Annotated in this window: 27 protein-coding genes; 22 read left to right on the top strand and 5 right to left on the bottom strand. The window is 52.8% G+C overall.

The features are described 5' to 3' along the window. Positions 1–56 precede the first annotated feature (56 nt). The 10 genes from C7820_RS22030 to C7820_RS21985 all read left to right on the top strand — a co-directional run bounded on the left by C7820_RS22030 (position 57) and on the right by C7820_RS21985 (position 10,095). Positions 57–1,076 (top strand): LacI family DNA-binding transcriptional regulator, encoded by a 1,020-nt coding sequence (locus tag C7820_RS22030; RefSeq protein WP_105445744.1) that lies wholly within the window; start codon positions 57–59, stop codon positions 1,074–1,076. A 128-nt stretch (positions 1,077–1,204) separates the two neighbouring features. Beyond that, entirely contained in the window at positions 1,205–2,194 is a 990-nt protein-coding gene (locus C7820_RS22025; RefSeq protein WP_181909156.1) for an ABC transporter permease, read from the top strand. Between the two features lie 23 nt (positions 2,195–2,217). Continuing rightward, positions 2,218–3,102, top strand: coding sequence for a carbohydrate ABC transporter permease (locus C7820_RS22020; protein WP_089549172.1), 885 nt, complete (start codon positions 2,218–2,220; stop codon positions 3,100–3,102). 72 nt (positions 3,103–3,174) lie between these two features. After that, complete coding sequence (locus C7820_RS22015; RefSeq protein WP_116232865.1) at positions 3,175–4,821, top strand: type 2 periplasmic-binding domain-containing protein; 1,647 nt, start codon at positions 3,175–3,177, stop codon at positions 4,819–4,821. A gap of 46 nt (positions 4,822–4,867) precedes the next feature. Further along, positions 4,868–6,211: a glycoside hydrolase family 30 protein gene (locus C7820_RS22010; RefSeq protein ID WP_116232864.1), complete on the top strand. Its 1,344-nt coding sequence runs from the start codon at positions 4,868–4,870 to the stop codon at positions 6,209–6,211. A gap of 282 nt (positions 6,212–6,493) precedes the next feature. Next, positions 6,494–7,471 (top strand): ABC transporter ATP-binding protein, encoded by a 978-nt coding sequence (locus C7820_RS22005; RefSeq protein WP_258875345.1) that lies wholly within the window; start codon positions 6,494–6,496, stop codon positions 7,469–7,471. Then, positions 7,464–8,219, top strand: a complete 756-nt coding sequence (locus tag C7820_RS22000) for an ABC transporter permease (protein ID WP_116232863.1) — start codon at positions 7,464–7,466, stop codon at positions 8,217–8,219. The genes C7820_RS22005 and C7820_RS22000 overlap by 8 nt, the downstream gene beginning before the upstream one ends. A gap of 43 nt (positions 8,220–8,262) precedes the next feature. Next, a complete protein-coding gene (locus C7820_RS21995) occupies positions 8,263–8,679 on the top strand; it encodes a GntR family transcriptional regulator (RefSeq protein WP_116232862.1) in 417 nt (138 codons plus the stop codon). Then, on the top strand, positions 8,657–9,355 hold the full coding sequence (locus C7820_RS21990) for an ABC transporter ATP-binding protein (RefSeq protein ID WP_116232861.1): 699 nt from the start codon (positions 8,657–8,659) through the stop codon (positions 9,353–9,355). The genes C7820_RS21995 and C7820_RS21990 overlap by 23 nt, the downstream gene beginning before the upstream one ends. After that, positions 9,352–10,095 carry a hypothetical protein gene (locus C7820_RS21985; RefSeq protein ID WP_116232860.1) on the top strand — a complete coding sequence of 248 codons (744 nt, stop codon included), beginning with the start codon at positions 9,352–9,354 and terminating at the stop codon, positions 10,093–10,095. Before C7820_RS21990 ends, C7820_RS21985 begins: the two co-directional genes overlap by 4 nt. Before the next feature lie 408 nt (positions 10,096–10,503). Here the strand turns inward: C7820_RS21985 and C7820_RS21975 are convergent, their stop codons facing one another. Next, entirely contained in the window at positions 10,504–11,031 is a 528-nt protein-coding gene (locus C7820_RS21975; protein WP_116232858.1) for a YbhB/YbcL family Raf kinase inhibitor-like protein, read from the bottom strand. A gap of 171 nt (positions 11,032–11,202) precedes the next feature. Between C7820_RS21975 and C7820_RS21970 the strand changes: the two genes are divergently transcribed. The 9 genes from C7820_RS21970 to C7820_RS21925 all read left to right on the top strand — a co-directional run bounded on the left by C7820_RS21970 (position 11,203) and on the right by C7820_RS21925 (position 18,643). Continuing rightward, positions 11,203–11,868 (top strand): GntR family transcriptional regulator, encoded by a 666-nt coding sequence (locus C7820_RS21970; RefSeq protein ID WP_116232857.1) that lies wholly within the window; start codon positions 11,203–11,205, stop codon positions 11,866–11,868. Positions 11,869–12,246: 378 nt separating this feature from the next. Continuing rightward, the gene (locus tag C7820_RS21965) at positions 12,247–13,104 is read left to right on the top strand and encodes a MurR/RpiR family transcriptional regulator (protein WP_116232856.1); all 858 of its coding nucleotides are present in this window, start codon (positions 12,247–12,249) and stop codon (positions 13,102–13,104) included. Between the two features lie 472 nt (positions 13,105–13,576). Further along, a complete protein-coding gene (locus tag C7820_RS21960) occupies positions 13,577–13,792 on the top strand; it encodes a hypothetical protein (RefSeq protein WP_105445736.1) in 216 nt (71 codons plus the stop codon). A gap of 29 nt (positions 13,793–13,821) precedes the next feature. Next, positions 13,822–14,517, top strand: coding sequence for a hypothetical protein (locus C7820_RS21955; protein ID WP_105445735.1), 696 nt, complete (start codon positions 13,822–13,824; stop codon positions 14,515–14,517). Continuing rightward, positions 14,514–15,707, top strand: a complete 1,194-nt coding sequence (locus C7820_RS21950) for a glutathionylspermidine synthase family protein (protein WP_116232855.1) — start codon at positions 14,514–14,516, stop codon at positions 15,705–15,707. The genes C7820_RS21955 and C7820_RS21950 overlap by 4 nt, the downstream gene beginning before the upstream one ends. Further along, positions 15,708–16,343 (top strand): hypothetical protein, encoded by a 636-nt coding sequence (locus C7820_RS21945; protein ID WP_116232854.1) that lies wholly within the window; start codon positions 15,708–15,710, stop codon positions 16,341–16,343. Beyond that, positions 16,343–16,732: a DUF350 domain-containing protein gene (locus C7820_RS21940; RefSeq protein ID WP_116232853.1), complete on the top strand. Its 390-nt coding sequence runs from the start codon at positions 16,343–16,345 to the stop codon at positions 16,730–16,732. The genes C7820_RS21945 and C7820_RS21940 overlap by 1 nt, the downstream gene beginning before the upstream one ends. 81 nt (positions 16,733–16,813) lie before the next feature. Then, positions 16,814–17,791 carry a potassium channel family protein gene (locus C7820_RS21935; RefSeq protein ID WP_397334206.1) on the top strand — a complete coding sequence of 326 codons (978 nt, stop codon included), beginning with the start codon at positions 16,814–16,816 and terminating at the stop codon, positions 17,789–17,791. A 339-nt stretch (positions 17,792–18,130) separates the two neighbouring features. Beyond that, positions 18,131–18,643: an NUDIX domain-containing protein gene (locus C7820_RS21925; protein WP_251678017.1), complete on the top strand. Its 513-nt coding sequence runs from the start codon at positions 18,131–18,133 to the stop codon at positions 18,641–18,643. An 85-nt stretch (positions 18,644–18,728) separates the two neighbouring features. On the opposite strand, the gene C7820_RS21920 is transcribed toward C7820_RS21925, so the two are convergent. Then, the gene (locus C7820_RS21920) at positions 18,729–19,145 is read right to left on the bottom strand and encodes a GNAT family N-acetyltransferase (RefSeq protein ID WP_116232850.1); all 417 of its coding nucleotides are present in this window, start codon (positions 19,143–19,145) and stop codon (positions 18,729–18,731) included. A 65-nt stretch (positions 19,146–19,210) separates the two neighbouring features. Between C7820_RS21920 and C7820_RS21915 the strand changes: the two genes are divergently transcribed. Both C7820_RS21915 and C7820_RS21910 read left to right on the top strand, forming a co-directional pair. Continuing rightward, complete coding sequence (locus C7820_RS21915; RefSeq protein ID WP_116232849.1) at positions 19,211–19,630, top strand: VOC family protein; 420 nt, start codon at positions 19,211–19,213, stop codon at positions 19,628–19,630. A 97-nt stretch (positions 19,631–19,727) separates the two neighbouring features. Beyond that, the gene (locus tag C7820_RS21910; RefSeq protein ID WP_116232848.1) at positions 19,728–21,215 is read left to right on the top strand and encodes an amidase family protein; all 1,488 of its coding nucleotides are present in this window, start codon (positions 19,728–19,730) and stop codon (positions 21,213–21,215) included. A gap of 20 nt (positions 21,216–21,235) precedes the next feature. Here the strand turns inward: C7820_RS21910 and C7820_RS21905 are convergent, their stop codons facing one another. Next, complete coding sequence (locus tag C7820_RS21905) at positions 21,236–21,511, bottom strand: hypothetical protein (protein ID WP_116232847.1); 276 nt, start codon at positions 21,509–21,511, stop codon at positions 21,236–21,238. A gap of 93 nt (positions 21,512–21,604) precedes the next feature. Here C7820_RS21905 and C7820_RS21900 point away from each other — a divergent pair, with 93 nt between their 5' ends. Next, positions 21,605–22,057 (top strand): hypothetical protein, encoded by a 453-nt coding sequence (locus C7820_RS21900; protein WP_116232846.1) that lies wholly within the window; start codon positions 21,605–21,607, stop codon positions 22,055–22,057. Between the two features lie 4 nt (positions 22,058–22,061). Here the strand turns inward: C7820_RS21900 and C7820_RS21895 are convergent, their stop codons facing one another. Both C7820_RS21895 and C7820_RS21890 read right to left on the bottom strand, forming a co-directional pair. After that, the gene (locus C7820_RS21895) at positions 22,062–23,015 is read right to left on the bottom strand and encodes an L-lactate dehydrogenase (protein WP_116232845.1); all 954 of its coding nucleotides are present in this window, start codon (positions 23,013–23,015) and stop codon (positions 22,062–22,064) included. A 44-nt stretch (positions 23,016–23,059) separates the two neighbouring features. Further along, positions 23,060–23,332, bottom strand: a complete 273-nt coding sequence (locus C7820_RS21890; protein ID WP_116232844.1) for a hypothetical protein — start codon at positions 23,330–23,332, stop codon at positions 23,060–23,062. Between the last annotated feature and the right edge of the window lie 225 nt (positions 23,333–23,557).

The following is a 23,557-nucleotide window of genomic DNA, read 5'->3' as shown; positions in this document are numbered from 1 at the left end:
TTGTATGGTATTTTATGTACATAAAAACGTTTTTATAGCAAAGGAAGAATGGTTATATGGGTAAGGTAACGATCAAGGATGTGGCTAAAGCGGCCGGAGTTTCCATTTCTACGGTTTCGAATGCGTTGAATGACGTGGATGTATTGACTCCGGAGACCAAATCACATGTTCTGAAGGTGGCAGAACAATTAAATTATGTACCGAACCTGAACGGGAAGCTGCTGAAGTCGGGGAAGACCAAGATGCTTGGCTTCTTTACAACAAGCGTGGCAGGGCCCTACTTCTACACACTGGTTGAGTCGATGTCACATGAATGCGACCGTTTGGGTTACGGATTGAATGTGTTTATTACGAAGGATAAGCAGGTTATTATGAGCAATATTATGGGCGGCCGGGTGGATGGCGTCATCATATTCGAAGAGTTGAGGATCGACGATAAAGACATCGCCGCTATGGAGAAGGACAAGATCAATGCCGTGTTCCTGGATCGCGAGATTCAGAAAGAAACGATGGGCAGCATCATTTTCGACTCCTATGAGGCCGGTTATGAAGCGACGAAATATTTGATCAGCCTGGGGCATAAGAAGATTGCCTATATTTCCGGCGTGGATACGATGTTTGACAGCGTTCAGCGGAAAGAAGGATATCTGGCTGCACTGCGCGAGTGTCAGTTTCCCATCGATGGAGACTATATCCTGCAAGGTTATTTTGAGGAAGAAGGCTCCTATAACGCTGTGAAATCCTTTCTTCACCTGCACCCCGACAAAGTGCCGGATGCTTTTCTTGCCGGTAACGACGTGAGTGCCATCGGTTGTATCCGGGCCCTGAAATCTCTGGGATACGAGGTTCCCCAAGATATAAGCGTCGTGGGCTTCGATGATATTGATATTGCACAGTATTTTACACCGCCTCTCTCGACCGTACGCAATCAGATTGCCAGACAAGGCATTCTGGCAGTGGATCACCTGGTTCGCATGATTCAGAAGAAAGAGCAAGGCAAGACTCAGAAATTGCCTGGGGAGCTTGTCGTTCGCGGCACCAGTCATGTGAAGATCAGTCGGAATAAACCGGTTTAAGTGAAAGGGCTGATGATTATTCCGATTCTTTTTTTAAAAATGATACCACATAGGAGGATATTTTTTGCCAAAAAATAAAAACGTTTTTATTTAAGTCTGTCATTTTGTGATCAAAGGAGGCTTACCAGGTGGGCAAAACAGTTTTAGTTCAGCCAACCGGCACAGGCCCGGTTCAATCAACCGGAAAGAAGCCGCGAGGGCAGAGAATCAAGGAATTTTTCATTGATTTCAGGCGGCAATGGGAGCTTCAATCGATGATTCTTCCCGGTATTATCTTTATGTTCATTTTTTGCTACATACCGATCTATGGTTTATCCATTGCTTTTAAAAATTACACCGTCATTGATACGCTGGATTCCGCCCCGTGGGTTGGCCTGGACAATTTCAAAATTATTATATCGGACAAGTATTTTTGGGATTCCGTAGTCAACACGCTGGGCATCAGCTTTTTAAAATTGGCGGTGGGCTTTGTCATTCCGATCATTCTGGCCATTATGATTTACGAGGTTAGCATAGGCCGGTTCAAAAAGTTCGTACAGACCATTTCGTATCTGCCTCACTTCTTGTCATGGATCGTGCTGGGCGGAATGCTCATTACCTGGTTCTCCACCTCCGGTTTACTTAACGAAGTGCTGCTTGGCTTAGGGCTGATCTCGCAGCCGCAAAACATTTTGCTCGACCCGAGCAAGTATTGGTGGATTGCGACCTTATCGGACATCTGGAAAGAAGCTGGATGGGGGACGATTCTGTACTTGGCGGTCATGTCCAAGATTGATCCTACCTACTATGAGGCCGCAAAAATCGATGGTGCGAGTCGCCTCAGACAAATCTGGAACATCACACTGCCTAACATGAAGATGATTATCAGCTTAAATCTGATCCTGACTGTAAGCGGTTTATTGGGGTCGAATTTGGATCAAACCTTGGTGCTCATGAATTCACAGAACCGGGAAAAGGCAGAAGTCATTAACTCGTACGTGTACCGGATGGGGATGACGCAAGGGGATTTCTCTTATGCCACCGCGGTTGGTTTGGGTGTATCCATCATATCAGTCATTCTGCTCGTTACGGCTAATAAGGTGACCAGCAAACTAAATGATAATCAATCCGTTCTATAGGCCAAGCAGGAGGAGGCATTACGGTGAATTTGAAAGCAGCAAAAGGGGATCTCGATAGCAAGATCTTTGATACGATCAACATCATCCTATTGGTTGTATTTACGATTATTATTGTCGTTCCGTTATGGAACGTTGTCGTTTCATCCTTCAGTTCGGGCAGGGCCCTTGCCGAGGGCGGGTTTATTTTCTGGCCTAAGGAATTATCGCTTGAAAATTATCAGGCTGTGTTCAGGGATACAGGCATATGGCAGGCCTTTTTCATCTCGGTTGCCAAAACCGTGATCGGGGTTATCACCCATGTATTCTTCTGTGCCATGGTTGGTTACGGCCTGAGCAAAAAATACGTCCGCGGCCGCAAGTTCTACGTTGCGATGGGTGTCATCACCATGTTTTTCTCGGGCGGTATGATTCCGACCTACTTATTGATTAAAAGCCTGGGACTGCTAAACACCTTCTGGGTGTATATTATTCCGGCTCTCTTAAGCTTCTATGATGTCATCATTCTGATGAATTTCTTCCGCAATGTGCCGGATTCGCTGGAAGAGTCGGCAAAGATCGATGGCGGCGGCGACTGGAGAGTTTTTCTGAGCATATTCATTCCTCTTTCTATGCCGGCCATGGCCACAATCGCCCTGTTTAACGGGGTAGGGCAATGGAATGATTTTATGACCACAAAACTGTATATCACCGACCAATCGCTATATCCCTTACAGATGATGCTGTATGAAATTATTGTGCAGTCTCAGACGCAATCGATGCAAAATATCGGTTCGGTAGCGATTCAAACCACCACGAAAGGGGTCCAACTAGCAACAATCGTCGTAACAACGCTGCCGATTGTTGTGATGTATCCGATATTGCAAAGATATTTTATCTCGGGGATGATGCTTGGGGCAGTCAAAGAATAAGTGGACAAGAAGCTGGCTGTAAAGACACAGGCTCTATCAGGAAAGCGCTTTAATTAAAAGGGAGGGTACAGGATGTTTGCGAACAAAGCTTTTGGAAAGAAAGGACTCACACTGCTTACTGTATTGATGAGTGTTGTATTGGTTGTAAGTGGCTGCAGCGGATCGGGCGGCAAGTCCGGCTCAAAGAAGGAGAATTGGGTTTCGATCGAAGACCGTTATACACCGGATGCCGAGACTCCGGCTTGGAAGCTGGATAAAAAAGAAGAGGTAACCAACCTGACTTGGTATGTCAATGCGGATTGGTGGAATACGGATTTCGGCAAGGACGTTGTCACCAAGAAAATCAAGGAAGATCTGAATATCAATATCAAGTTCATCACGGGTGACGATACCAAATTGAACACGTTTTTTGCCGGCGGGGAAATGCCGGATTTGATCACAACGTTCGACTCCAACTCCCCGGTGGTGCAAAAAGCGGCCACATGGGCGCTGCCGTTAAATGATCTGGCAGAGAAATACGATCCCTACTTCAATAAAGTTGCTGCACAAGACACACTGAAATGGTTCCAGCTCAAGGACGGCAAAACCTACGGATATCCGAACTATTCCAATACACAAAAGGACTATGACAGCGGCAATATTCCTGCGAAAACGGCATTTATCATCCGTAAGGATGTTTACGAAGCCCTGGGTAAGCCGGTCATGGGCACACCAGAACAATTTCAGGCTGTCCTCCAGGATATCAAAAATAAATACCCTGAGCTGATTCCATTCGGGTTCAACTCCATTGGTGAAGGAACAGGCTCGCTTGGCGATACGCTTCAGGACTTCATCGGCGTGCCGCTGGAAGACAACAATGGCGGATTCTATAACCGTAACCTCGATGAAGACTATTTAACCTGGGTAAAGACGCTTAATTCCGTATACAGAGCCGGGGCGATCAGCGATGACAGCTTTGCCGATGACGGAACAGCTTTTGAAGAAAAGGTCAAGGCCGGCAAATATGCAACCATTTTACTGGATGGAACACCGCAGCAGGGCGGCAACCTGCAGAGCTTCTACAGTAATAATAAAGGCAAAGAGTATATCGCGATTGACGGCCCCCAAAGCACGGTCGGGCATTCACCGACACTGAACCAATCCGGGATCACAGGCTGGATGATCAGCTTTATTACGAAAAAAAATGTGGATCCCGCTAAATCGATTCAGCTCTTCACCTACTTGTTAAGCGAAGAAGGACAAATGCTGATGAACTATGGTATTGAAGGCGAGACCTATAAAGTGAACGCGGATGGAAAGGTTGAGTTCCTGCCTGCGGTGAAGGAGCTTCAGTTGAATAACCCGGATTCTTTTAAAAAGGATTACCGCATGGGCGAATTTATGTTCTTTGGCCATGACCGCCACAAAGCGCTCAGTGGTGACGCATTCCCGGATGCCATCAAGCAAATGCAGGAATGGGGTAAAGGGAAGCTGGTACCACACTTTATTCTGGAGAATATCAACCCTGACCAAGGCACACCGGAAGCGCGTTCTTTGGCCGCAATCAATACCAAATGGAACTCAACACTCATCAGTATGATTCGTTCGAAGGATGATGCTGCGTTTGATAGCCTCTTGAATGAATACAAAAAGTTCCTGGACAGTAACAATTGGGACAAAATCGTGGAGGTTCGCAACGAGAAGATGAAAGCGAACAAAGAAAAGCTTGGGCTGAAATAAGCGTTCACGGATAGGAAACGATATATAGAAATCTGGAGGGAACAACATGCTGAACATGACAATCTACCAGTCGAATGGGGAAAAGGAATTATTCATTAAGAAAACCAAGGAGGAGCTTTCGCCTGTATCTCCCACTGCACCGCTGAATACGGTTGTTATCGATGAGGAGCAGACGTATCAGGAGATGGATGGCTTTGGTGCGTCCTTCACGGATTCCGCGGCTTATCTGATTCATCAAGTACTGGGGGCCGAGCAGCGTTCGGAGCTTATGACCCAATTGTTCGATCCGAACGAAGGGATTGGTTTGTCGGTACTGCGCCAGCCCATGGGCGCATCTGATTATGCACGTGACTTCTACAGCTATAATGATCTGCCGGAAGGCCAGTCCGATATGGAGCTGAAGCAGTTCTCCATTGCACACGATGAGGATGATATTATTCCACTCCTGCAGGAAGCGCTGCGATTGAATCCGGAAATCAAGCTGATGGGTTCGCCTTGGAGTCCGCCAGGCTGGATGAAGACTAGCGGGTCGATGATCGGCGGGGAGCTGAAGCAAGAGTGCTATTCGGTTTATGCCAATTACTTCGTTCGTTATATTCAGGAGTATGCTTCAAAAGGTCTGCCTATCTATGCGGTTACCCCACAAAATGAGGCCTTGTATTCACCGGGTCATTATCCCGGCATGATCATGCTGCCTGAGGCACAAAGTGATTTCATTAAGAATCACCTGAAGCCGCAATTCGTGAAAAATCATATCGATACGAAAATCCTCTGCTATGATCACAATTGGGATAAACCCGGCTACCCGCTGACGGTGTTAGAGCAGGCCGGCGATGCGGTGGATGGTGTAGCCTGGCACTGGTACGGCGGTAAGCCGTCAGCCCAATCGGACGTATTCGAAGCTTTCCCTGATAAAGAGGTTCATTTTACGGAAGGATCAGGCGGGGAGTGGATTCCGCCGTTTGAGCAAGCCTTCTCGAATGTCATGCGAACAGGTATCGAGATTCTCCGCAATCACAGCAAGTCTTACGTCTTGTGGAATATGGCACTGGATGAGAAGAATGGCCCTACCGTACCCGGCTTTGGTACAAGCACCTGTCGCGGTATTGTGACCGTGAATCAACAGACGAAGGAACTAACCTATACGCTGGACTACTATGCGCTGGCGCATTTCAGCAAGGGGATCCGTCCGAAAGCGCGGCGTATTGCTTCGACCAGCAATGATCTGATCCGCTCGGTTGCCTTTAAAAATACGGATGGCTCTATTGCAGCCGTTATGTTTAACGACAGCGAAGCATCGGAGAGTGTAGCTGTTCAACTGCACGGAAAAGAGGCATTGCAGCTTGAAATGCCGCCCAAGAGCGCTTTAACGGTCATGTTTGAAGCGTAACTAGTAGATAGGCCGTTTTATAATAAAAACCAGCTTGTCACATGAGAAACGGCCTGCACCGATTGAAAAGTATAAAAGAGGATTACATTGCACGGCGATCGCTTCCGGTATTCAACCGGAGAGTGGTCGCCGATTTTTTTAACTCAAATTTTCCTACAAACTGCGCGGCTTGGAGGGAGTGACACAGAGAAAATTCACTCCGAAACACAATGATTGGGCTTTACAATCTTAATGTTCTAGTGTACTATCCAACTATAACACTAATACAAGGGAGTTGTGAGCATGAACCATCGAACAAATATGCAGGCGGATGCCGATGCGCCGGTTCTTTCACTCCAAGGGGTATCGAAACGGATCGGAAGCAAGTGGATCGTCAGCCAGCTTTCTTTTGATGTGCATAAAGGCGAAGTGGTAGGCCTGCTGGGGCCCAACGGTGCGGGCAAGACGACAACCATCCGCATGATCGCCGGATTGATCGGGATGACGGAAGGAGATGTGCTGGTCCGTGGGAGCAGCATCCGCCGCGAATGGAAGCAGGCGATCCGCCATATCGGGGCGATTATCGAGAACCCGGAGTTCTACCCGTATATGACCGGATACGATAATTTGAAGCAGTACCAGCGGATGAATCCCTGGATCAGCCGGGAGCGGATCGACGAGGTTGTCCGGCTCGTGGGGCTGGAGCAGGCCATGAAGAAGAAGGTCAAAGCCTACTCGCTCGGCATGCGCCAGCGGCTCGGCATCGCCCAGGCACTGCTGCATGAACCGTCGGTCCTCATTCTGGATGAGCCGACGAACGGCCTGGATCCGGCGGGCATCCGGGAGATGCGTGACTATCTCAAAAATATCGCCCGCGAAGAAGGCATCTCCATCCTGGTGTCGAGTCACCTCCTGCTTGAAATGGAGCAGCTGTGCAGCCGGGTCGTCGTCATTCAAGACGGCAAGCTGGTGACGGTCCGCTCCATTGGCGGAGGCAGCGGGGAAGCGGAGCAGCCAGGGCAGCAGGAAGCGATGCGCGTCATGTTCCGCGTCGGCCGCCTCGAAGAGGCCAAGAGATTGCTCGAAGGGCTGGATCTGGCCGAGGTACTCGCGGTGAACCCGGAACAAAGCGAGCTGATACTTTCCTTGCAGTACAAGAACATTCCGGGGGTAGTGGAGCGGCTGGGCACCGGCCGGATCCCGATTTACCTCATTACCGAGCTCAAGCAGTCCCTAGAAGACGAATTCCTGAAATGGACGGGAGGAAACCAAATTGCGTAGTTTTTCTTTACTGGTGGTCAACGAATGGCTCAAGATGGCCAAGAAGCGCAGCTTCTTCATTCCTTATGCCATCGCTGCGGTGGCTGCGATCGCCCTGGGCTGGATTCTGAAGCGTTGGGGTGGCGAGATGATGACAGGGGCGAGCGCCCTGGATTATACGGTGTTGATGGCGGGTATGAACGGCTTTGGCCAAATGACGGCCATGCTGGCGATCATCTTCACGGCCGGCATCGTATCCGGGGAGCACAACCAAGGAACGATCAAGTTCCTGCTGATCCGCGGGCAGAGCCGGTCCGCAGTTCTGGCATCCAAGTACACGGCGGCCGTCCTGTTTACACTGTCGCTTGCCGTATGGTTGACGGTGCTGAGCTTTGCAGCGGGTGCGTTCTTCTTCGGCACGGATGCAGGGGAAGCCGGCTGGCGGGATGTGCTGGTGGCCGGAGGCAGCACGCTGGTGTACAGCATCATTTTCATGACGCTTGCCTTTATGATGGGGGTGCTGACCCGGTCGACGGGAGCCGCGATGGGCGTAGGCATGGCCTCGGTGATGTTCAGCGGAATCGTTATTCCGAAAAGCTTCTATAAATACGTGCTGTTCCCGAACGCAGACCTGTCGGTGTACAGTCAGGGCGGTCACGCACCGATCCAGGGGATGAGCCTGGGCTTTTCCATCGCCGTTCTGGCGGCATATCTCGTCTTGTTTCTTGTCGCCAGCTTTGTTACGTTTAAGAAACGTGATATAGCCTGATGCGCGGGAACGTAAGCTGACGGCGAAAGGAGTCTGTCCTGAAGTGAGTATTGAATTCGACAACAATTTGCCGATCTATCTGCAAATCATGAACCATATCAAGAGACAAATTGTCTCAGGCATTCTGCAGCCGGGCGATAAAATTCCTTCCGTAAGGGAACTGGCGGCCGACCTGCAGATCAACCCGAACACGATCCAGCGCACGTTTCAGGAGCTGGAACGCGAGGAAGTCGTAGAGACCCGGCGCGGGCTGGGAAGATATGTGACAAGCGAGGAATCGAAGATTATGGCGATTAAAAAGGAAATGGCGGGCGAATTGCTTCACCAGTTTATCCATGGCATGCAGGAGCTGGGGTTCAAAAATCAAGACATCGTCTCCATCGTAAGCGAGGCGGTCGCGGAGGACCGAAAGCAAAGCGTAAAGGAGGGGGCTAAGGGTGGAAACACTGCTCAAAGTTGACGGCGTATCCAAGAAATACGGAGGCAAGCTGGCTCTGAACAGCGTGTCACTGCGCATCGGAACGGGACGGATCGTCGGCCTGCTCGGGTCGAACGGCAGCGGGAAGAGCACGCTGATGCGGATCGCCGCCGGGCTGACGCTGCCTACGACGGGAAGCATTTCCGTGCTGGGCAAGCCGGTGGGCAAGGAGACGCGCAGCCTGATCTCTTATATGCCGGACCTTCCGCTGACGGAGAGCTGGATGCGGGTGAAGGATGCGGTTGCTTTTTACCGGGATTTCTATGATGATTTCGACTTGGAAAAGGCGCGCGAGATGCTCGACTTTATGAATTTGAAGGAGAACGACCGGGTCAGCTCCCTTTCCAAGGGCATGGGCGAACGGCTGCAGCTGACGCTGGCCCTCTCCCGCCAAGTGAACCTGTATCTGCTCGACGAGCCGATCGGCGGCGTGGATCCGGTGGCCCGGGGTAAAATTCTGGACGCGATCGTCCGCTTCTACAGCGAAGACAGCAGCCTGATTGTCAGCACGCATCTGGTGCGCGATATGGAGCGGATTTTTGATGAAGTCATGTTTATCCAAGACGGCGTCATCGTCCTGCACGAGGAAGTCGAGAGCATCCGCATCAACCGTGGAAAAGGCATTGACGATCTGTTTAAAGAGGTGTTTGGCGAATGATCAAGCTGTTAAAATACGATTTAAAGCGCAACGCGACGCTGCTGCTCGGCGGAATGGCGATTCTCCTCCTGTGCGAGTTCGTCCTCCTCTGGTCCAGGGCTACGGATGAAGTGAAAATTGTCCTCTCGGTTCTGTTCTTCGGCGCAGTCGCGGTGATTTACTTCATTTCCAGCCTCCGTGTGTTCGACTACAACATCACCACGGTCAGCCGCCGGCTCGTACCGGTAGGTGCCTTGTCTTACGTGGGAGCTTCCCTGCTGTACGGACTGCTGAACTCGCTGGTGCTGACCGTAATTGGCGCGGCATTCACTGCCTATATGGTGGTCAACTTAGGGGGCGGATTCAGCTGGGCCGGCCAGATTCCGGTCTGGGCCATCGTGCTGATCGTTGTCGAATATCTGTTTCTGCTCGTATACGGCTTTTTAACCTTTTATGTGACGATCGCCTTGGCGCGCAGCCTGGTGACCAAAGGCGTGTTTTGGATCGGACTGCTGATTTTTATCGTCCTGACCATCGTCCTGTCTTATGTTGAAGACTTTCTGTTCGGCCAGGATTCGTCCGCGTTGTTCGGAAGCGTGGATCTGGAGTGGAGCTCTCAGTCCGGCGTGTTGGCCCGGGAGCTGCCGGGTCTCCTGTCTGCCTGGCAAACCTGGGGCTCCATCGTGTTTGAGGGGCTGCTGTGCGTCGCCTTTTTGTACGTGATCAAATGGTGTATAGAGAAAAAGATTGAAGCGAGATAAGGAAAAGGGCTAGCCTTGAGCGGCGTCAGGTTGAAGACCGAACGCAGGGGTAAACCGTGCCGCCGTTTGCTATAAAAAAGGTTAGGGAAATGAAAAGGTACCCGTACACTGACACTTCAAAAAGTGTTTAGTGTACGGGTACCTTTTTTGCTTAAGGGGTTATTTGAATTTGATGGTGTTTTTAATCTTGCTCCCACAGCCGCATATGATCGTGTGCTTCAAATCTTTAATCGGCTGATGGCACAGGGGGCATATGCTTTGATGAATTGGATCGTTCAATCTCACAGCCACCTCCGTACTTAACTCGGCTTCGCTTGGTGCATTTGTCGTGCGGTTCCTGCCTCGATGCTCTATACCGGCAACAACGCAAACGAACTCTTTTTTCATTCCATCGACAAACGGTTTGGGTTACTTGCTTTCCCCTGTAGCCACGAGCACGGCTCTCCCCAGCGTATGACCCAGCATGGTGAATCCTAAGACGGCTGGCGTGGCGCTGCGATCAACGCCGATATCCTCGACATCCAGCGCATGAACGACAAAATAATACCGATGCGGACCATGTCCCGCTGGAGGCGCCGCACCGATAAAGCGTTCGAGCCGGGCATCGTTCGGCAGCTGCAGGGCGCCTTGCGGCAAACCGCTGCCATGCTCGTCGCCTGCGCCAGTCGGCAGCTCGGTGACATTGGCAGGGATGTTGATGACGGCCCAGTGCCAGAAGCCCGATCCGGTCGGGGCATCCGGGTCATATGCGGTTACGGCGTAGCTCTTCGTCCCTTCGGGTGCACCGGACCATTTCAAATGGGGCGATAGATCTTTACCACCCTCCACTCCAGACGCGTAGTGCTGGGGAGGAAGGGGAAGGCCCTCCGCAATATCATGACTCGTTAACCGAAAGGCTTCAACTTCCGGCAATTTGGCAAATGGGTTGTTGTTCATTTAAACTCCTCCTTTTTTGTATGAGTCGATTATATACACAAGAATCGATTCTGTAAATAGAAATCGTTTTGGATATTTATTATCGATTTATTTCTTGTTTTTTTGTAGGTTTCGGTGTAAATTATTTAAACGTGTACAATCCCGATATGCATAAAGGATGGTGTCGGCTTCATGGCCAAGAGAAACGGTTCGTCCACTTTAAGTGAAAATGTCACAAAAAAACTGAGGTATGATATTTTGGACGGACAATATGAACCGGGCGCTCCGTTAACCGTTTCGGAATTAGCCAAAGGTTTCGAAGTCTCGGTTGCCGTCGTTCGGGAAGCGCTAACCCGTTTAGCGACCCAAGGCCTCGTCATACAGAACCCGAATCACGGATTTTCCGTGAAGACGGCGTCGGAAGAAGAACTGAAAAGCATCATAGAAGCGCGGTTGATCAATGAATCCGCAGCCTTACGCCTGTCCATCGCTCACGGCGATCTCACATGGGAATCCAATGTCATCGCTGTTCACCATAAACTATCGCAAACACCCGAGTACGAGGATGGTCATCCAAAGCTCGTCGTTCGCGAAGAGTGGTCCGACATTCACCGTCAATTTCATTACGAACTTATCGCTGCATGTCCCAATCCGGTGCTTCTGGATATTTGCAGACGCCTGTGGGATTTAAGCGAGTTTTATCGGCATTATTCACCCCCGCAGCAGTCCGTTCGTGATGGCCGCGCCGAACATAAGGCATTAGCGGATGCCGTAGTAAGCCGTGACGGCGATCGTGCCGTCGAGATTTTTAAGGCGCACATCCAACTCACTGCGGAGATCCTGTTTGACCATCGATAAGCGGATACCCTTCAAACCGCCACGTATCCTTTCTGAAATCAAAAAAAGGAGCAGTCTGCGCTATCGCAAACGGCTCCTTTTTTAATGATGTCTACACTCATCTCAGCTCATCTCACCTTTCTCTTGGTCAGCCCGTTCCAAACCACGCTGGTAAAATCAGGTGTATTCTGCCATCAGACTCATCGGGCGACAACCAGGCCGGATCTCGGAGATGGTGGAACCTCGGATGCATACGGATATCTTTAAAAAATCACTTTATCTCGGGAGTATGATTCCTTTAAAATAGAGGGATAAGGTCTGTGAACATTTTCCAGTTTTGTGAAGGTCAGCGGATCATAACGGATCCGTATTTTCGAGCCAGCGAAAGTGAGGAATGACATGAACGGAGGAATTGTCCGACTGCGGGAAATTCTGGATGACATTACACCATCGGAGCGCAAGGTGGCCGATTTTATTCTGCAGCACCCGGGCGAGATGATCGGGCTTTCGATCGCCGAGTTGTCCCGTCGGAGCGGGGGAAGCCAGGCCGCCGTCGTTAGACTGTGCAAATCGGCCGGATTTAAGAGCTACCAGGAGCTGATGCTCAAGGTGGCGGGCGATCTGCAGGAAGGCCAGGAGGAGCCCGGAGGGTATCAGGAGATCCGCCCGCATGACTCGGTGGATGCCATTATTCATAATGTGACGAATAACAATATTCAGTCGATCCGCAACACGGTTAAGGTGCTGGACAAGCACATGGTTGAACGGGCGATCGAGGCGCTCGGCCGGGCGGAGCGGATTTTTTTCTTCGGGATCGGCGCCTCGAACCTCATTGCCCAAGATGCGCAGCACAAGTTTCTGCGGATCAACAAGCCAAGCTTTTCGTTTGCCGACCCGCATCTGCAGCTGACCTCTTCGGTGCTGCTCACGGAGCGGGATGCCGCCGTCGGCATTTCGTATTCCGGCAAAACTGACTATGTCATCTCCGGTATGAAAGCCGCCAAGGAGGCGGGGGCGGTGACGATCTGCATTACGAAATACGGAAACTCGCCGCTGAGCGAGATTGCCGACATCCAGCTGTACACATCATCGACCGAAAACGATATCCGCAGCGGGGCGACCGCCTCCCGGATCACCCAGCTGAACATCATCGATATGCTGTACCTGGGTGTCGCCAGCCGCAGCTATGACCAGTCGGTGGACTACCTGGAGAAGAGCCGCGCGATGATCAACAAGACGAAGCAAAAGGGAGGCTGAGCTCAGGGGAGCTCGGATCCGGTTGGAGTGCTCCATTCCGCGCCTGGTCGCGTTCACATCCGGGAGGACAAGCCCAATTCGTATAAGAGTAACGCTGCGGCAAAAGGCTGCTCCGTTTAATCCGGGGCAGCCTTTTATCGTAGGCCACAAGACTCGTTAAGGACGTCCCTTTTCACTGCGAGCGTTGTGTTCAATGCTTTGAATCATATCACCGTACTGCGATTTCTCCAATCGCGTCGGCAGGTAAGATTCGGAAAACAGGAAAAACCCCAAACTTTTGGTTTCCCTCCAGCAGCAGACAATTTATACTTAAATTTGACAAAATGCCATCAAGGCTTGAATGGAGAGCGTTTTGGGAGGATATGTACATCCTGTCATAGTCGGAAGTGAAAATCATTTGGAACCGGCTGGAAGATCCGACGTAAAAAAATGCTGTAAAGTACAAAGCAATGAAATAAGGGGTGTAACGAAAATGGGAAATGAGATGGATGTCATTTTGGTCGAGAAGATGTCAAACGGCAGCCTGCGGACGATGGAAGAGCGCAGATGGGGCATGAATATGGTGGCTGCGCTGGAGCATGTCAACTATATCGTCGTCGACGGCAAGGAATACGAAACGATTGAGGGAAGGCTGAATGTCGATACCGGCAAGCTTGAGCTTTTGCTGGTGCAGATACGAAACGAGTAACAGGGAACTCGGCGAAAGGAGATGCGATCATGGCAAACGAAGAAAAGGCGAAGCGGAGCGACGAATCCGGATCAAGACGGTTTCCGGTTGAAGGGAAGGCAGCCCGGGTATTGTCTACGTCCCTGGGCGTAGCGCTGCTGGCCAATGCCTTTCTGATCCCGGGAGCGACAGCGGCCGGAGCGTCGGCCAATACATCAGGTGACCAGACCGCGGCGGATGAACCGATCCTGGTCTCCTGGTCGACAGAGGAAGTAAAACAGTATTTTGATAAAAACGCGGACTGGAACATTCCGCTTAAGGAGCAGCCGGAGGAAGACAAGGAGGGGCAATCGGCGTCGACAGGCTCCGGATCGTCGGGCGGCGGAACGACCGTCATTAACAATTACGGCTCGGCTCATTCCGGATTCGGCTGGGATGACCTGCTGCTGTACCACATGCTGTTCAACAGCGGATCCAGTTATTCTACCACCAACTATTACAACGGCCGGCCGACGTACTACACCGGCACCAGCCAAACGTATAAGCCGCGGTCCTATACCAGCGGCACGTTCCAGAACAAGCCGGTCGTCGGCTCGACGGTGCGCCCGAAAACGTCGACTTCGACCGGGTCGATCACCCGGAGAGGAACGTCGTCTTCGTCCGGCAGCATCGGCGGCAAGTCAAGCGGATTCAGCTCCTCTTCGAGCTCCCACTCCAGCTCCAGAAGCGGCGGTTTTGGCGGATGAGCAGCGTATTTGAGGTGCTTGCCCCGGGAACCGGCGAACGCGCGGAGCGGGTGGAGCAGCTGCGGCAGCTGGGCTTTGCCTGGGCCGATCTGGAGGACGAGGAGTACTGGCTGGACCAGATCGTCGTCATGAACGGGGAGACGTACCGCGAACTCGAGGAGGCCTCCTCGAGGCTGTGGGGCGTGCTCGACAAGACGGTCCGCTATGTGCACAAGCGCCGCGACCTGTATGAGCTGATCGGCATTCCGCAGATTTTGTGGGATATGCTGGACGACTGTCCGATTCCCGAAAAAGGTCTGATCAGCCGCTATGCCCGGTTCGATTACGCGGTCGGCCATGACGGAAGCATCAAGCTGTATGAGCTGAACGCCGATACGCCGACCGGCTATGTGGAAGCGTCGATCGCGACCCCCTGGCTGTGCGGCGAAGCGGGAATTTCGACGCCGAACGGGCGGATGAAGGAGCTCGTGAAGGCCGCTTGGGCGGTGGAGCGCCCGGATACCGCCGCCTGCGTCGCCTACGGCAGCCACCTCGAGGACTCGGGAACGATCGAGGCGCTGGTGAAGCACAGCGGCCTTCCCGTGACCTGCGTCGACTGCCTCGATCTGTGGATCGACGAGGGGATCGTCAAGGACGCGACGGGCCGGGAAATCAAGCGGATGTTCGCGCTGTACCCGAAGGAGTGGATGGCCGTCGACGACGGCGGAGACGCGCTCGCCTATGCGATCGAGACCGGCAAGCTTGCGCTTTTTAACGGACCGCACAGCATCCTGCTGCAGTCCAAAGGACTGCTGGCGGCGGCCTGGGGTCTGTATGAACTGGGCCTCCTGTTTGACGAACAGGAGCAGGAGACGGTGGAGAAATATATTTTGCCAACCTACAATAAGCCCGTGTTCTCGGGAAGCTATGTGTCCAAATCGATGTTCGGCCGCGAGGGCGGGTCGGTGCGGATGTTCAATGAACAAGGTGAGATGGATATCCAGGACGAGGCCGGATTCGACACGAGCGTCCTGTTCCCGTCCGTCTATCAGCTGCGGGCGGAGCTACCGCGGATTGAGACCGCCGCAGGGCCGCGGCACCTGCTGACCGGTATGTTCGTGATCAACGGACAGCCGTGCGGGCTGCTCGGAAGAGCGGGCGTATTGATTACGGGGAATACGAGCCATTTTATCGCGATGGGAGTGAAATAAATGAAGACTTACCACAAGTTCTTCCGGACGGGTCTGGGATTGTTCCTGCTGGCGGCGCTCCTGCTGAGCGGATGCTCTTCGAATGAACCCTCCGTATTCGATACAAGTGTGTCGACGTCGGAGGATACGAACGTATCCCGGGTGCCTTGGGATTACCGGATCGTCGAAGGAACGGTCGGCGATCTTATCGGCAGCGACATGACAGTCCTTCCGGACAACGAGCTGATGCCTAACGACGGCAACTATGCTACAGGGGACAAAATTTGGTCTTTACAGTACATGGACGCCGAGATGACGACCGGTGCCAACCAGAAGACCGATGTCCGCCTGTCCTCCTGGGACACGATCAAGACGTTCAAGACGCAGGAGGAGGCCAAGAAGGACTTGGCCAATCTGAAAGTTAACGTGACGACCGAAGTCGACCTGGTCGGTGTGTACCAAACAAAATACAAGGATCAGACGCGGGACTTTGCGGTCGTGGAGCTGCCTTCCGGCAACCGGATCAAGCAGCCGATCGACGATGCGCGTTACAAGGAACTGGAGAAGAAGAAGAAAGTTTCCGTCAAACTCGAGGAAGTTCATGATTTCGCCGATTACGATTCGGCATACGCAAAATTCAGGGGGTGGGCCAGTTAATGGTCGTCGTTAATATTGTTGTCAGTGTCATCGTCATCATCATCCTGCAGCTGCTCGGAATGGTGATCTTCAGCTGGATGACGCCGTTCAAGGACATGGAAGAGCTGAAGAAAGGCAATACGGCCGTCGGCATCGCGCTTGGGGGCAAATTTTTGGGGACGGCCATCATTCTCGGCGTGGCGGCTTATACGAACACGTCCATTTGGTTTTTGGCCATGTGGTTTGCCGTCGGGTATGTGTGTCTGGTCGCCGTGTACTGGATCTTTGAACTGGTGACCCCGGGCTTTAAAATTTCCGAGCAGCTGCAAAAGGGAAACACGGCCGTCGCCGTCCTCTTGTCCATGGTGTTCGTCGGCATGGCTTTTGCCATCAGCAGTCTGATTGTATAAGGCTGTAAATAAAGCCGCCATGTTGAAGAGAGGGTGAGACCGCTGCATTTTTTTCTCCGGCTATCCGCCCGGATGATGCGGATGCGCAAAACGACGATTGGCCTGATTATTGTTATTTTTGTAACGGTGAGCGCAACGATTGCCTATCTGCTCGAGCCGTCTACCTTTCACAGCTGGTTTAATGCCCTGTACTGGGTCATGACGACGATGGCCACGGTCGGGTACGGCGACTTCTTTGCTGCTACGGTAGCCGGTAAAATATTTACGCTGTTTCTATACATCTTCGGTATCGGGCTGCTCAGCTTGGTCATCGGTAAAATCATCGATTCCATCGCGGGCATTCAGCGCCAAAGGGAGGCGGGAACGTTGAATTTTCACGGAGGCAATCATGTCATTTTAATCAATTGGAGCCGAAAGGCGAGGTCCGCCATCGACGAGATCCTCACGTACGACCCGAAGGCGCAGATCGTCATCGTCGATGAAACGGACCGCCATCCGATGCTGCAGATGCACCAGGTGCATTTTGTCAGCGGGGATCCTTCATCTGCGGAGACGCTGATCAAGGCTGGGATTGAGCGGGCGCGGGCAGCCATTATTTTTGCCGATACCCGGATCGAGGAAACATCGCTGACCGACGGCAAGTCGCTGCTGATCGCCTCCAGCATCGAACGGATCGCGCCCGAGGTGCACACGACGGTGGAAATTATGCACGAGAAGCACATTCAGAACTTCCGGTTTGTCCAGGTCAACGAATTCGTGCTGTCCCACGATGCGATCTCCAGCCTGGCGGTGCGGGCTGCGCTGCAGGAGGGGAATTCGGCGGTGATCAGCCAGCTGATCAGCCGCGAGCACGGGGACGATATCTACGAAGTCCCGTGCAATCCGGCTTGGAAAACCTACGGCGAAGCGTTTCAGGCTCTGCTAGGGCAGGGCGCCACCCTGCTGGCCGACCGGAACGACATGTCGATCAACCGGCGGTTAAGCGAGCCGATTCCGGCCGATGCGAGGCTGTATGTGGTTGCCGATGAGGCGACGTACCGGCGGATTGCCGGGAAATAAAGCCAAAACACGGGTCGATAGAGATCATTTCCTGAAAGAACCGATGGCCTGCAAGAGCGGGCTGTCGGTTCTTTTAGATATAAGGGTATTCTGGACCGGGCCGAAAATGGTAAGGGCTACGGCCAGGAGTGCGAAGGGCAGGATCAGAGCGCGGCGGCGGAGAATTAATTTTAATAGTGGTTTACGAGGAATAGTAGTCACCTCCCAAGTATTCATTCCCATATTAAGGTACTTTGGGCGGTGTGGAAAGAGAATCAAATATCTGCTGCCCTCATTTTAGAGATGTGAGCAAAGGCTGACGGCAAGCATCGTGCACTGCAATGAAGGAGGTTTATATCTGTGAGTCAAACGATACGCGTAGAATGGGGCGGCCAGCCGGTCAAGCTGACCTGGATCCCAACGAAGGACATGCCGGATCCGGCCAAAGTGACCAGCGTTCACGGCATCTGTATGCTGCGGGGTAACGTGCTGGCCGTCCATGTGGACGGGCGCGGTTTTGATATCCCCGGCGGGCATGTCGAGCCGGGCGAGACGCCGGAGGAGGCGTTTCACCGTGAGGTGCTGGAGGAAGGCAGCGTCCGCGGTCGTGCCGTGTACATCGGGATGATGGAAGTGAGCCACGAGGAGAACGAGCATTTTGACCCGAACGGCAAATATCCGCTGGTCGGCTACCAGCTGTTTTACCGGATGGACATTGAGGAATGCCTGCCGTTTAACCGGGAAAACGAGTGCCTGGCCCGAATTTGGGTGGAGCCTGAAGAGTTTCGTTATGTTATTGATCATGCCTTATTGGGACTGGTGCTGGAGGAGGCGCTGAAGCAGCCTGCCGGCGAATCGGAAGGGGAACAATGAAGGCGTGTAAACGCGCCTGTATCAGGAAGAAGTCGTCCATGGGGAACACCCTCCTCGAGTTCGGAAGACCCGGAGCCGCCTATTCCTATTGCCCGGCCCCTGATTGATGCTCGTAGTTCCTCATCAGCATGCCCGTTGCTTTTTTCATACCCAAACGGGCGTAAAACTCCTGCACATCCGGATCGCACAGCAAATCCACCATATACAGCCCCTTCAGCCTCTCCAGCATCCGTGCCGTCAGCTCCTTGCCGATCCCCCGGCCCTGATATTCCGGAATCACTTCAAGTAAAGGAATATAGGCCGTTAATACTTTGTCTGATAAACAATTAATAAAACCAATCATTCGCTTGGTATCGGAATCGATAGCCAGTATGATAAAGGTAGAGTTCGCAAGCACCCGGATCAGCACAGCGGGCGAGGGCGGGTTGGGCCAGCCGTCGAAAAAGCCGGGGGCAACCGATGACTCCGTGATTCCCTGCAGATGGTCCTGGTAAATAATCATTAAGTGTACCTTCTTTCTCGAAAATGAAATGAGTTGGTATGACTTTACTATATAGGAGGTCAATCATGGACAACAACCCTGTCTGGTCGGAGCAGATGCCGGCCGTTCAGTTCCGGGTGGCGCGCCCGACGCACCAAATCGAGAAAATCAAACAGTTCTATCATGAGGGTCTCGGACTGCCGGTCATCGGCTCGTTTCAGCAGCACCAAGGCTATGACGGCGTGATGTTCGGCTTGCCGGATTCCTCCTATCATCTCGAATTTACGCAGCATGAACACGGGGTTCCCGTGCCGCCGCCTTCAGCGGACAATCTGCTGGTGTTTTACATACCGGATGCCGACAAGCGAAATGCCGTCGCACAGCGTCTTCAGGCGATGGGTTACCCGGCTGTCAAAGCCGAGAACCCGTACTGGGACGTTAACGGCATCACCATCTGTGACCCGGACGGCTGGCGCATCGTGCTGCAAAATACTAGCGGCCTATAGAATACAAAAGAAAAAAGCGGTTATACAGATCAAGTGTTACGAAAAATGGTAAGCAGATACATGCTGACGAAGGCAGCTTACCCAGGGGGCGATTATAATGAGCAGCAGTCCAATAAACCCGGCTGAGTGGATCGTGGAGGCCGATATCGCCGGCATGCAGGAAGCGATGAATACCGGCACCATCACTTCGGAAGAGCTGGTCCAGCTGTATTTGGAACGAATCCGGCAGTTTGATGGAAAACTGAAAACGATCATCGAAGTGAATCCAGAGGCTCTGGATATCGCGCGGGCGCTCGACGAAGAGCGGTACGAAATCGGCACCCGCGGGCCGCTGCACGGCATCCCGATTCTGTTAAAGGACAACATTGCTACGCGGGATGCGATGCATACCAGCGCAGGGGCGTTGGCGCTGGCGGATTCGATAGCCGTGAAGGACTCCTTCGTGGCGGAAAAATTGCGGGCCGCCGGGGCGGTATTGCTCGGAAAAGCCAATATGACCGAGTGGGCCAACTTTATGTCCAGCACGATGTGGTCAGGTTACAGCAGCCGGGCCGGGTTATGTCTGAACCCTTACGGGCCCGGCGAACTGTTTGTCGGCGGCTCGAGCTCCGGCTCAGCCAGCGCGGTGGCGGCGAATCTGGCCGCGGCCGCCATCGGCACGGAGACCTCCGGGTCGATCATCAGTCCGGCCAGCCAGAACAATATCGTCGGAATCAAACCGACGATCGGGTTAGTAAGCCGAGCTGGCATTATCCCGATATCGCATACGCAGGATACGGCAGGCCCCATGGCCCGAACGGTGGCCGACGCGGCGGTGCTGCTTGGCGCTTTGACCGGCGTAGATCCGGAGGACGAGGTGACACACGGCAGCAGTGGCCAATTTTATACGGACTATACGCCGTTTCTGGATGCCGAATTTCTCCCGCAGGCGAGAATTGGGATTCCGAGGTTTTACTATCAGGATCTGGATGAGGATCGGCTGAATATCATCGAAGCCGCGATCAAGGTGCTGAAGGAGAAGGGAGCGGAGATCATCGACCCGGTTGAATTATCCTGCGAGCAGGCGGAGTGGGATGGGCATGTGCTGACCTATGAATTTAAAAAAGGGGTCAATGACTACTTGTCCCGCTTGCCGGAAACCGTGCCGGTGCATTCTCTCGAAGAGGTGATCCGGTTCAATGAAGAGCATGCGGATACCTGCCTCCGCTACGGGCAGGACGTTCTGATCCATTCGGAAGCTACCAGCGGCACACTGACCGAAAAGGAGTATATCGACAGCCTGAAGCGCAGCATCAGTCAGGCAAGGCAGGGGCTGAACGGGGCTTTCGATGAGCATAAGCTGGATGCCCTCTTGTTTCTGGGGAGTGAAGGGGGCGATGACCTGGCGGCACGGGCCGGTTTCCCGGTCATTACCGTGCCGGGCGGATTCGCCGAGCACGGGGTCATTGCACCCGGGGGTTATACCACAAAAGGGCCTCAGGGGATTTCTTTTATCGGCCGGGCGTTCAGCGAGCCGACGCTGATCAAGATCGCTTACGGCTATGAACAAGCCACCAGGCACCGGGTGCCTCCTGTTCAGGAGTAGGCAAGGGGGATAGTGAAAACTTAAAGCTGCTTTTTCAAGTAACGCCGCCGCGATGACCCGACCAGAAGGATGGAAACGAAAAGCATGAGGAGACTTGCGGGCATAGGTTGGCCGTAAATCCAGCATTGGACGATCCGGGCGACGGCAGCCAGTCCAAGAACGAGTGACAACAGGATAAAAGGATCCAGCCTGCGTTTTAGTCCCTTGCTGAACAGGAGCTTGATACCCCCGATCACTAGAGCGGACCAAAATAGGATCATCAAGACAGCAGCCAGACCGAATAAGGCGAAATTCACGCGGGCTTCCCCCTTTCCAAAAAAGTGATGTATGATAGCAGTATAGCTTGCGTCCCATAATATGTAAAATAACACTCGGAAAGGGGGAAGCTCATGCGTTCCCAGCTTGCTATTAAATATCCGCTGCGGGCAAAATTTTTGATCGGCATGGCTGTGATTCTAGCCATTACGATTCAAATGTTAATTGTTAATTCGTTGGATGACAATTTTAAAATAAGCATTTACGTCATGAATATATTGCTGCTTCTATATATTATTGGGGCCATTACGGTTGCACTCTTCCGCTCGGCAGGGAAACCCAAAACGCTGCTGCTCGAATCCGGAAAGCTTGTTCTGGAAGGCAAGGAAGTATCCGCTGCGGACATTCAGGGCGTGTGGATCAACGAGCGCTGGTATGGAATCAAGCTGAAGCAGCGGCGGATCGTGCCGATGCAGCTGTGCTTTGTCCTGCAGCCCCGTCAGCCCGCCGGCGAGCCAGAGCTTCTGCAATGGGCAGAGGAGCATTCAATCCCCGTGGAACAGAGATTTTTTATCCGGTGGATGTAGCCGGCTAGACCAGATTCAGCTTATCCAAATTGCTGCGAATGACGCCACAGGACGCGGCAAACAGCCCGCGCTCATAATCATTCAGATTCAGCTCGATAATTTCTTGGATCCCGTCGCTGTGAATAATCGCCGGGACGCCGGTACACACGCCGTGTTCGCCATATTCTCCCTCGAGGATGGCCGACACGGCGATTATTTTATGCTCATCGTTCAGCACCGCGCGGGTGATGTGGGCAATGGCACTACCGATGCCAAAATGCGTAGATCCTTTGCGGGTGTAGATCTCCCAGCCGGCGTCCTTCGTTTTTCGGGCGATGTCCGTCAGGTCCACGTGCTTAAAGCGCTCCTTGTGTTGTGAGAGAATGTCCAGAACCGGTTTGCCGCCAATCGTGACATGCGACCAGGCGACGAACTGGGACTCGCCGTGTTCACCCAGAGCATACCCGTGAACGCTGCGGGGGTCGATCGAAAAAATGTCCGACAGCAGCGTTTTGAGGCGCGAAGAGTCGATGGACGTTCCGGTGCCGATGACCCGGTTCCGTGGGAAGCCCGACAACTGCCGGATCAGATAGGTGACAATATCGACCGGATTGGCCGCGGTGATGAATATGCCCTCAAAGCTGCTCTTCAAAATCGGCGTAACGATCTGCCGGGTGATAAGTACAGCCTCTTCAAGCACGTCCAGCCGGTTCTGGCCCGGCTTCGGATTAGCTCCTGCCGTCAATATTACGACGTCCATATCCGAACAGTCCGCGTATGTTCCAGCGTAAACCGAAGTGCGCGTATGCGTAAAATCAATGCAGTGCGACAAGTCGAGTGCCTGCGCCAGCGCGCGGTCATAAGTGCGGTCGACCATCATGATCTCGTCACAGATCGATTGGTTGATCATGGAATAGGCCGCAGTTGCACCGACCATGCCCGAGCCGACGATGGCGACCCTGCGCTTTCTTCTTTTCATTTCCGCCACCTCCTTCTCCGTGAGCTAGAATTCCTCGAATTTCCCTAAGGACGATTTGGCCAGGGAACAATATGGAGCTCCCGCCCGCGCCTCCACCAGGCCAGCGCATCCAGACGTACCCACCTTTTGCACACGGTCGTGCTGACCGAACTGCCCAGTATGGCGATCAGCTCATGCCCGTTGGCCCGCTTGAGGCCGGCATACACCGCAGAGCTGAGAATCATTTCGTAGACCACAAACGTAAACACATCGGATCGGGACACGACCCAAACCGTAAACTCGGAACGCCGCCTGGGGCGCCCTAGGTCCTTCTTCATTCCTTTCCTCCTGCCCTGTGCCCTGGGGTAAATTTGAAGCGGCACTTTGAATCGTGGAATCATATTATTTTATGGAAAATCAGGCTTGGGCTATTCGCTCCTCACGCGGAGTGGAAGGTTTCGGTCGCAGGGCGTCCTTTTTTTACGTACCCTGATCAATGGGAGAAGACATCAAAAGTGTGCGGCGATACAAGCAGGCCTCAGCATATTGCGGATTACGGATGG

Origin of the sequence: Paenibacillus sp. VMFN-D1, from assembly GCF_003386155.1 — a bacterium.
In the GTDB taxonomy this organism is placed as follows: Bacteria; Bacillota; Bacilli; order Paenibacillales; family Paenibacillaceae; genus Paenibacillus_AQ; species Paenibacillus_AQ favisporus.
This window is presented reverse-complemented; position numbering and strand designations above follow the sequence as displayed.

What these genes read in the sequence shown, in the direction of transcription:
- C7820_RS21960 (WP_105445736.1), top strand. Translation starts at nt 13,577, where the DNA reads ATGGGAAATGAGATGGATGTCATTTTGGTCGAGAAGATGTCAAACGGC.
- C7820_RS21920 (WP_116232850.1), bottom strand. Translation starts at nt 19,145, where the DNA reads ATGATTATTTACCAGGACCATCTGCAGGGAATCACGGAGTCATCGGTT.
- C7820_RS21900 (WP_116232846.1), top strand. Translation starts at nt 21,605, where the DNA reads ATGCGTTCCCAGCTTGCTATTAAATATCCGCTGCGGGCAAAATTTTTG.
- C7820_RS21970 (WP_116232857.1), top strand. Translation starts at nt 11,203, where the DNA reads ATGGCCAAGAGAAACGGTTCGTCCACTTTAAGTGAAAATGTCACAAAA.
- C7820_RS22015 (WP_116232865.1), top strand. Translation starts at nt 3,175, where the DNA reads ATGTTTGCGAACAAAGCTTTTGGAAAGAAAGGACTCACACTGCTTACT.
- C7820_RS21895 (WP_116232845.1), bottom strand. Translation starts at nt 23,015, where the DNA reads ATGAAAAGAAGAAAGCGCAGGGTCGCCATCGTCGGCTCGGGCATGGTC.
- C7820_RS22005 (WP_258875345.1), top strand. Translation starts at nt 6,494, where the DNA reads ATGAACCATCGAACAAATATGCAGGCGGATGCCGATGCGCCGGTTCTT.
- C7820_RS21955 (WP_105445735.1), top strand. Translation starts at nt 13,822, where the DNA reads ATGGCAAACGAAGAAAAGGCGAAGCGGAGCGACGAATCCGGATCAAGA.
- C7820_RS22010 (WP_116232864.1), top strand. Translation starts at nt 4,868, where the DNA reads ATGCTGAACATGACAATCTACCAGTCGAATGGGGAAAAGGAATTATTC.
- C7820_RS21935 (WP_397334206.1), top strand. Translation starts at nt 16,814, where the DNA reads ATGCGCAAAACGACGATTGGCCTGATTATTGTTATTTTTGTAACGGTG.
- C7820_RS21890 (WP_116232844.1), bottom strand. Translation starts at nt 23,332, where the DNA reads ATGAAGAAGGACCTAGGGCGCCCCAGGCGGCGTTCCGAGTTTACGGTT.
- C7820_RS21945 (WP_116232854.1), top strand. Translation starts at nt 15,708, where the DNA reads ATGAAGACTTACCACAAGTTCTTCCGGACGGGTCTGGGATTGTTCCTG.
- C7820_RS21975 (WP_116232858.1), bottom strand. Translation starts at nt 11,031, where the DNA reads ATGAACAACAACCCATTTGCCAAATTGCCGGAAGTTGAAGCCTTTCGG.
- C7820_RS21950 (WP_116232855.1), top strand. Translation starts at nt 14,514, where the DNA reads ATGAGCAGCGTATTTGAGGTGCTTGCCCCGGGAACCGGCGAACGCGCG.
- C7820_RS21910 (WP_116232848.1), top strand. Translation starts at nt 19,728, where the DNA reads ATGAGCAGCAGTCCAATAAACCCGGCTGAGTGGATCGTGGAGGCCGAT.
- C7820_RS21915 (WP_116232849.1), top strand. Translation starts at nt 19,211, where the DNA reads ATGGACAACAACCCTGTCTGGTCGGAGCAGATGCCGGCCGTTCAGTTC.
- C7820_RS21965 (WP_116232856.1), top strand. Translation starts at nt 12,247, where the DNA reads ATGAACGGAGGAATTGTCCGACTGCGGGAAATTCTGGATGACATTACA.
- C7820_RS21940 (WP_116232853.1), top strand. Translation starts at nt 16,343, where the DNA reads ATGGTCGTCGTTAATATTGTTGTCAGTGTCATCGTCATCATCATCCTG.
- C7820_RS21985 (WP_116232860.1), top strand. Translation starts at nt 9,352, where the DNA reads ATGATCAAGCTGTTAAAATACGATTTAAAGCGCAACGCGACGCTGCTG.
- C7820_RS22030 (WP_105445744.1), top strand. Translation starts at nt 57, where the DNA reads ATGGGTAAGGTAACGATCAAGGATGTGGCTAAAGCGGCCGGAGTTTCC.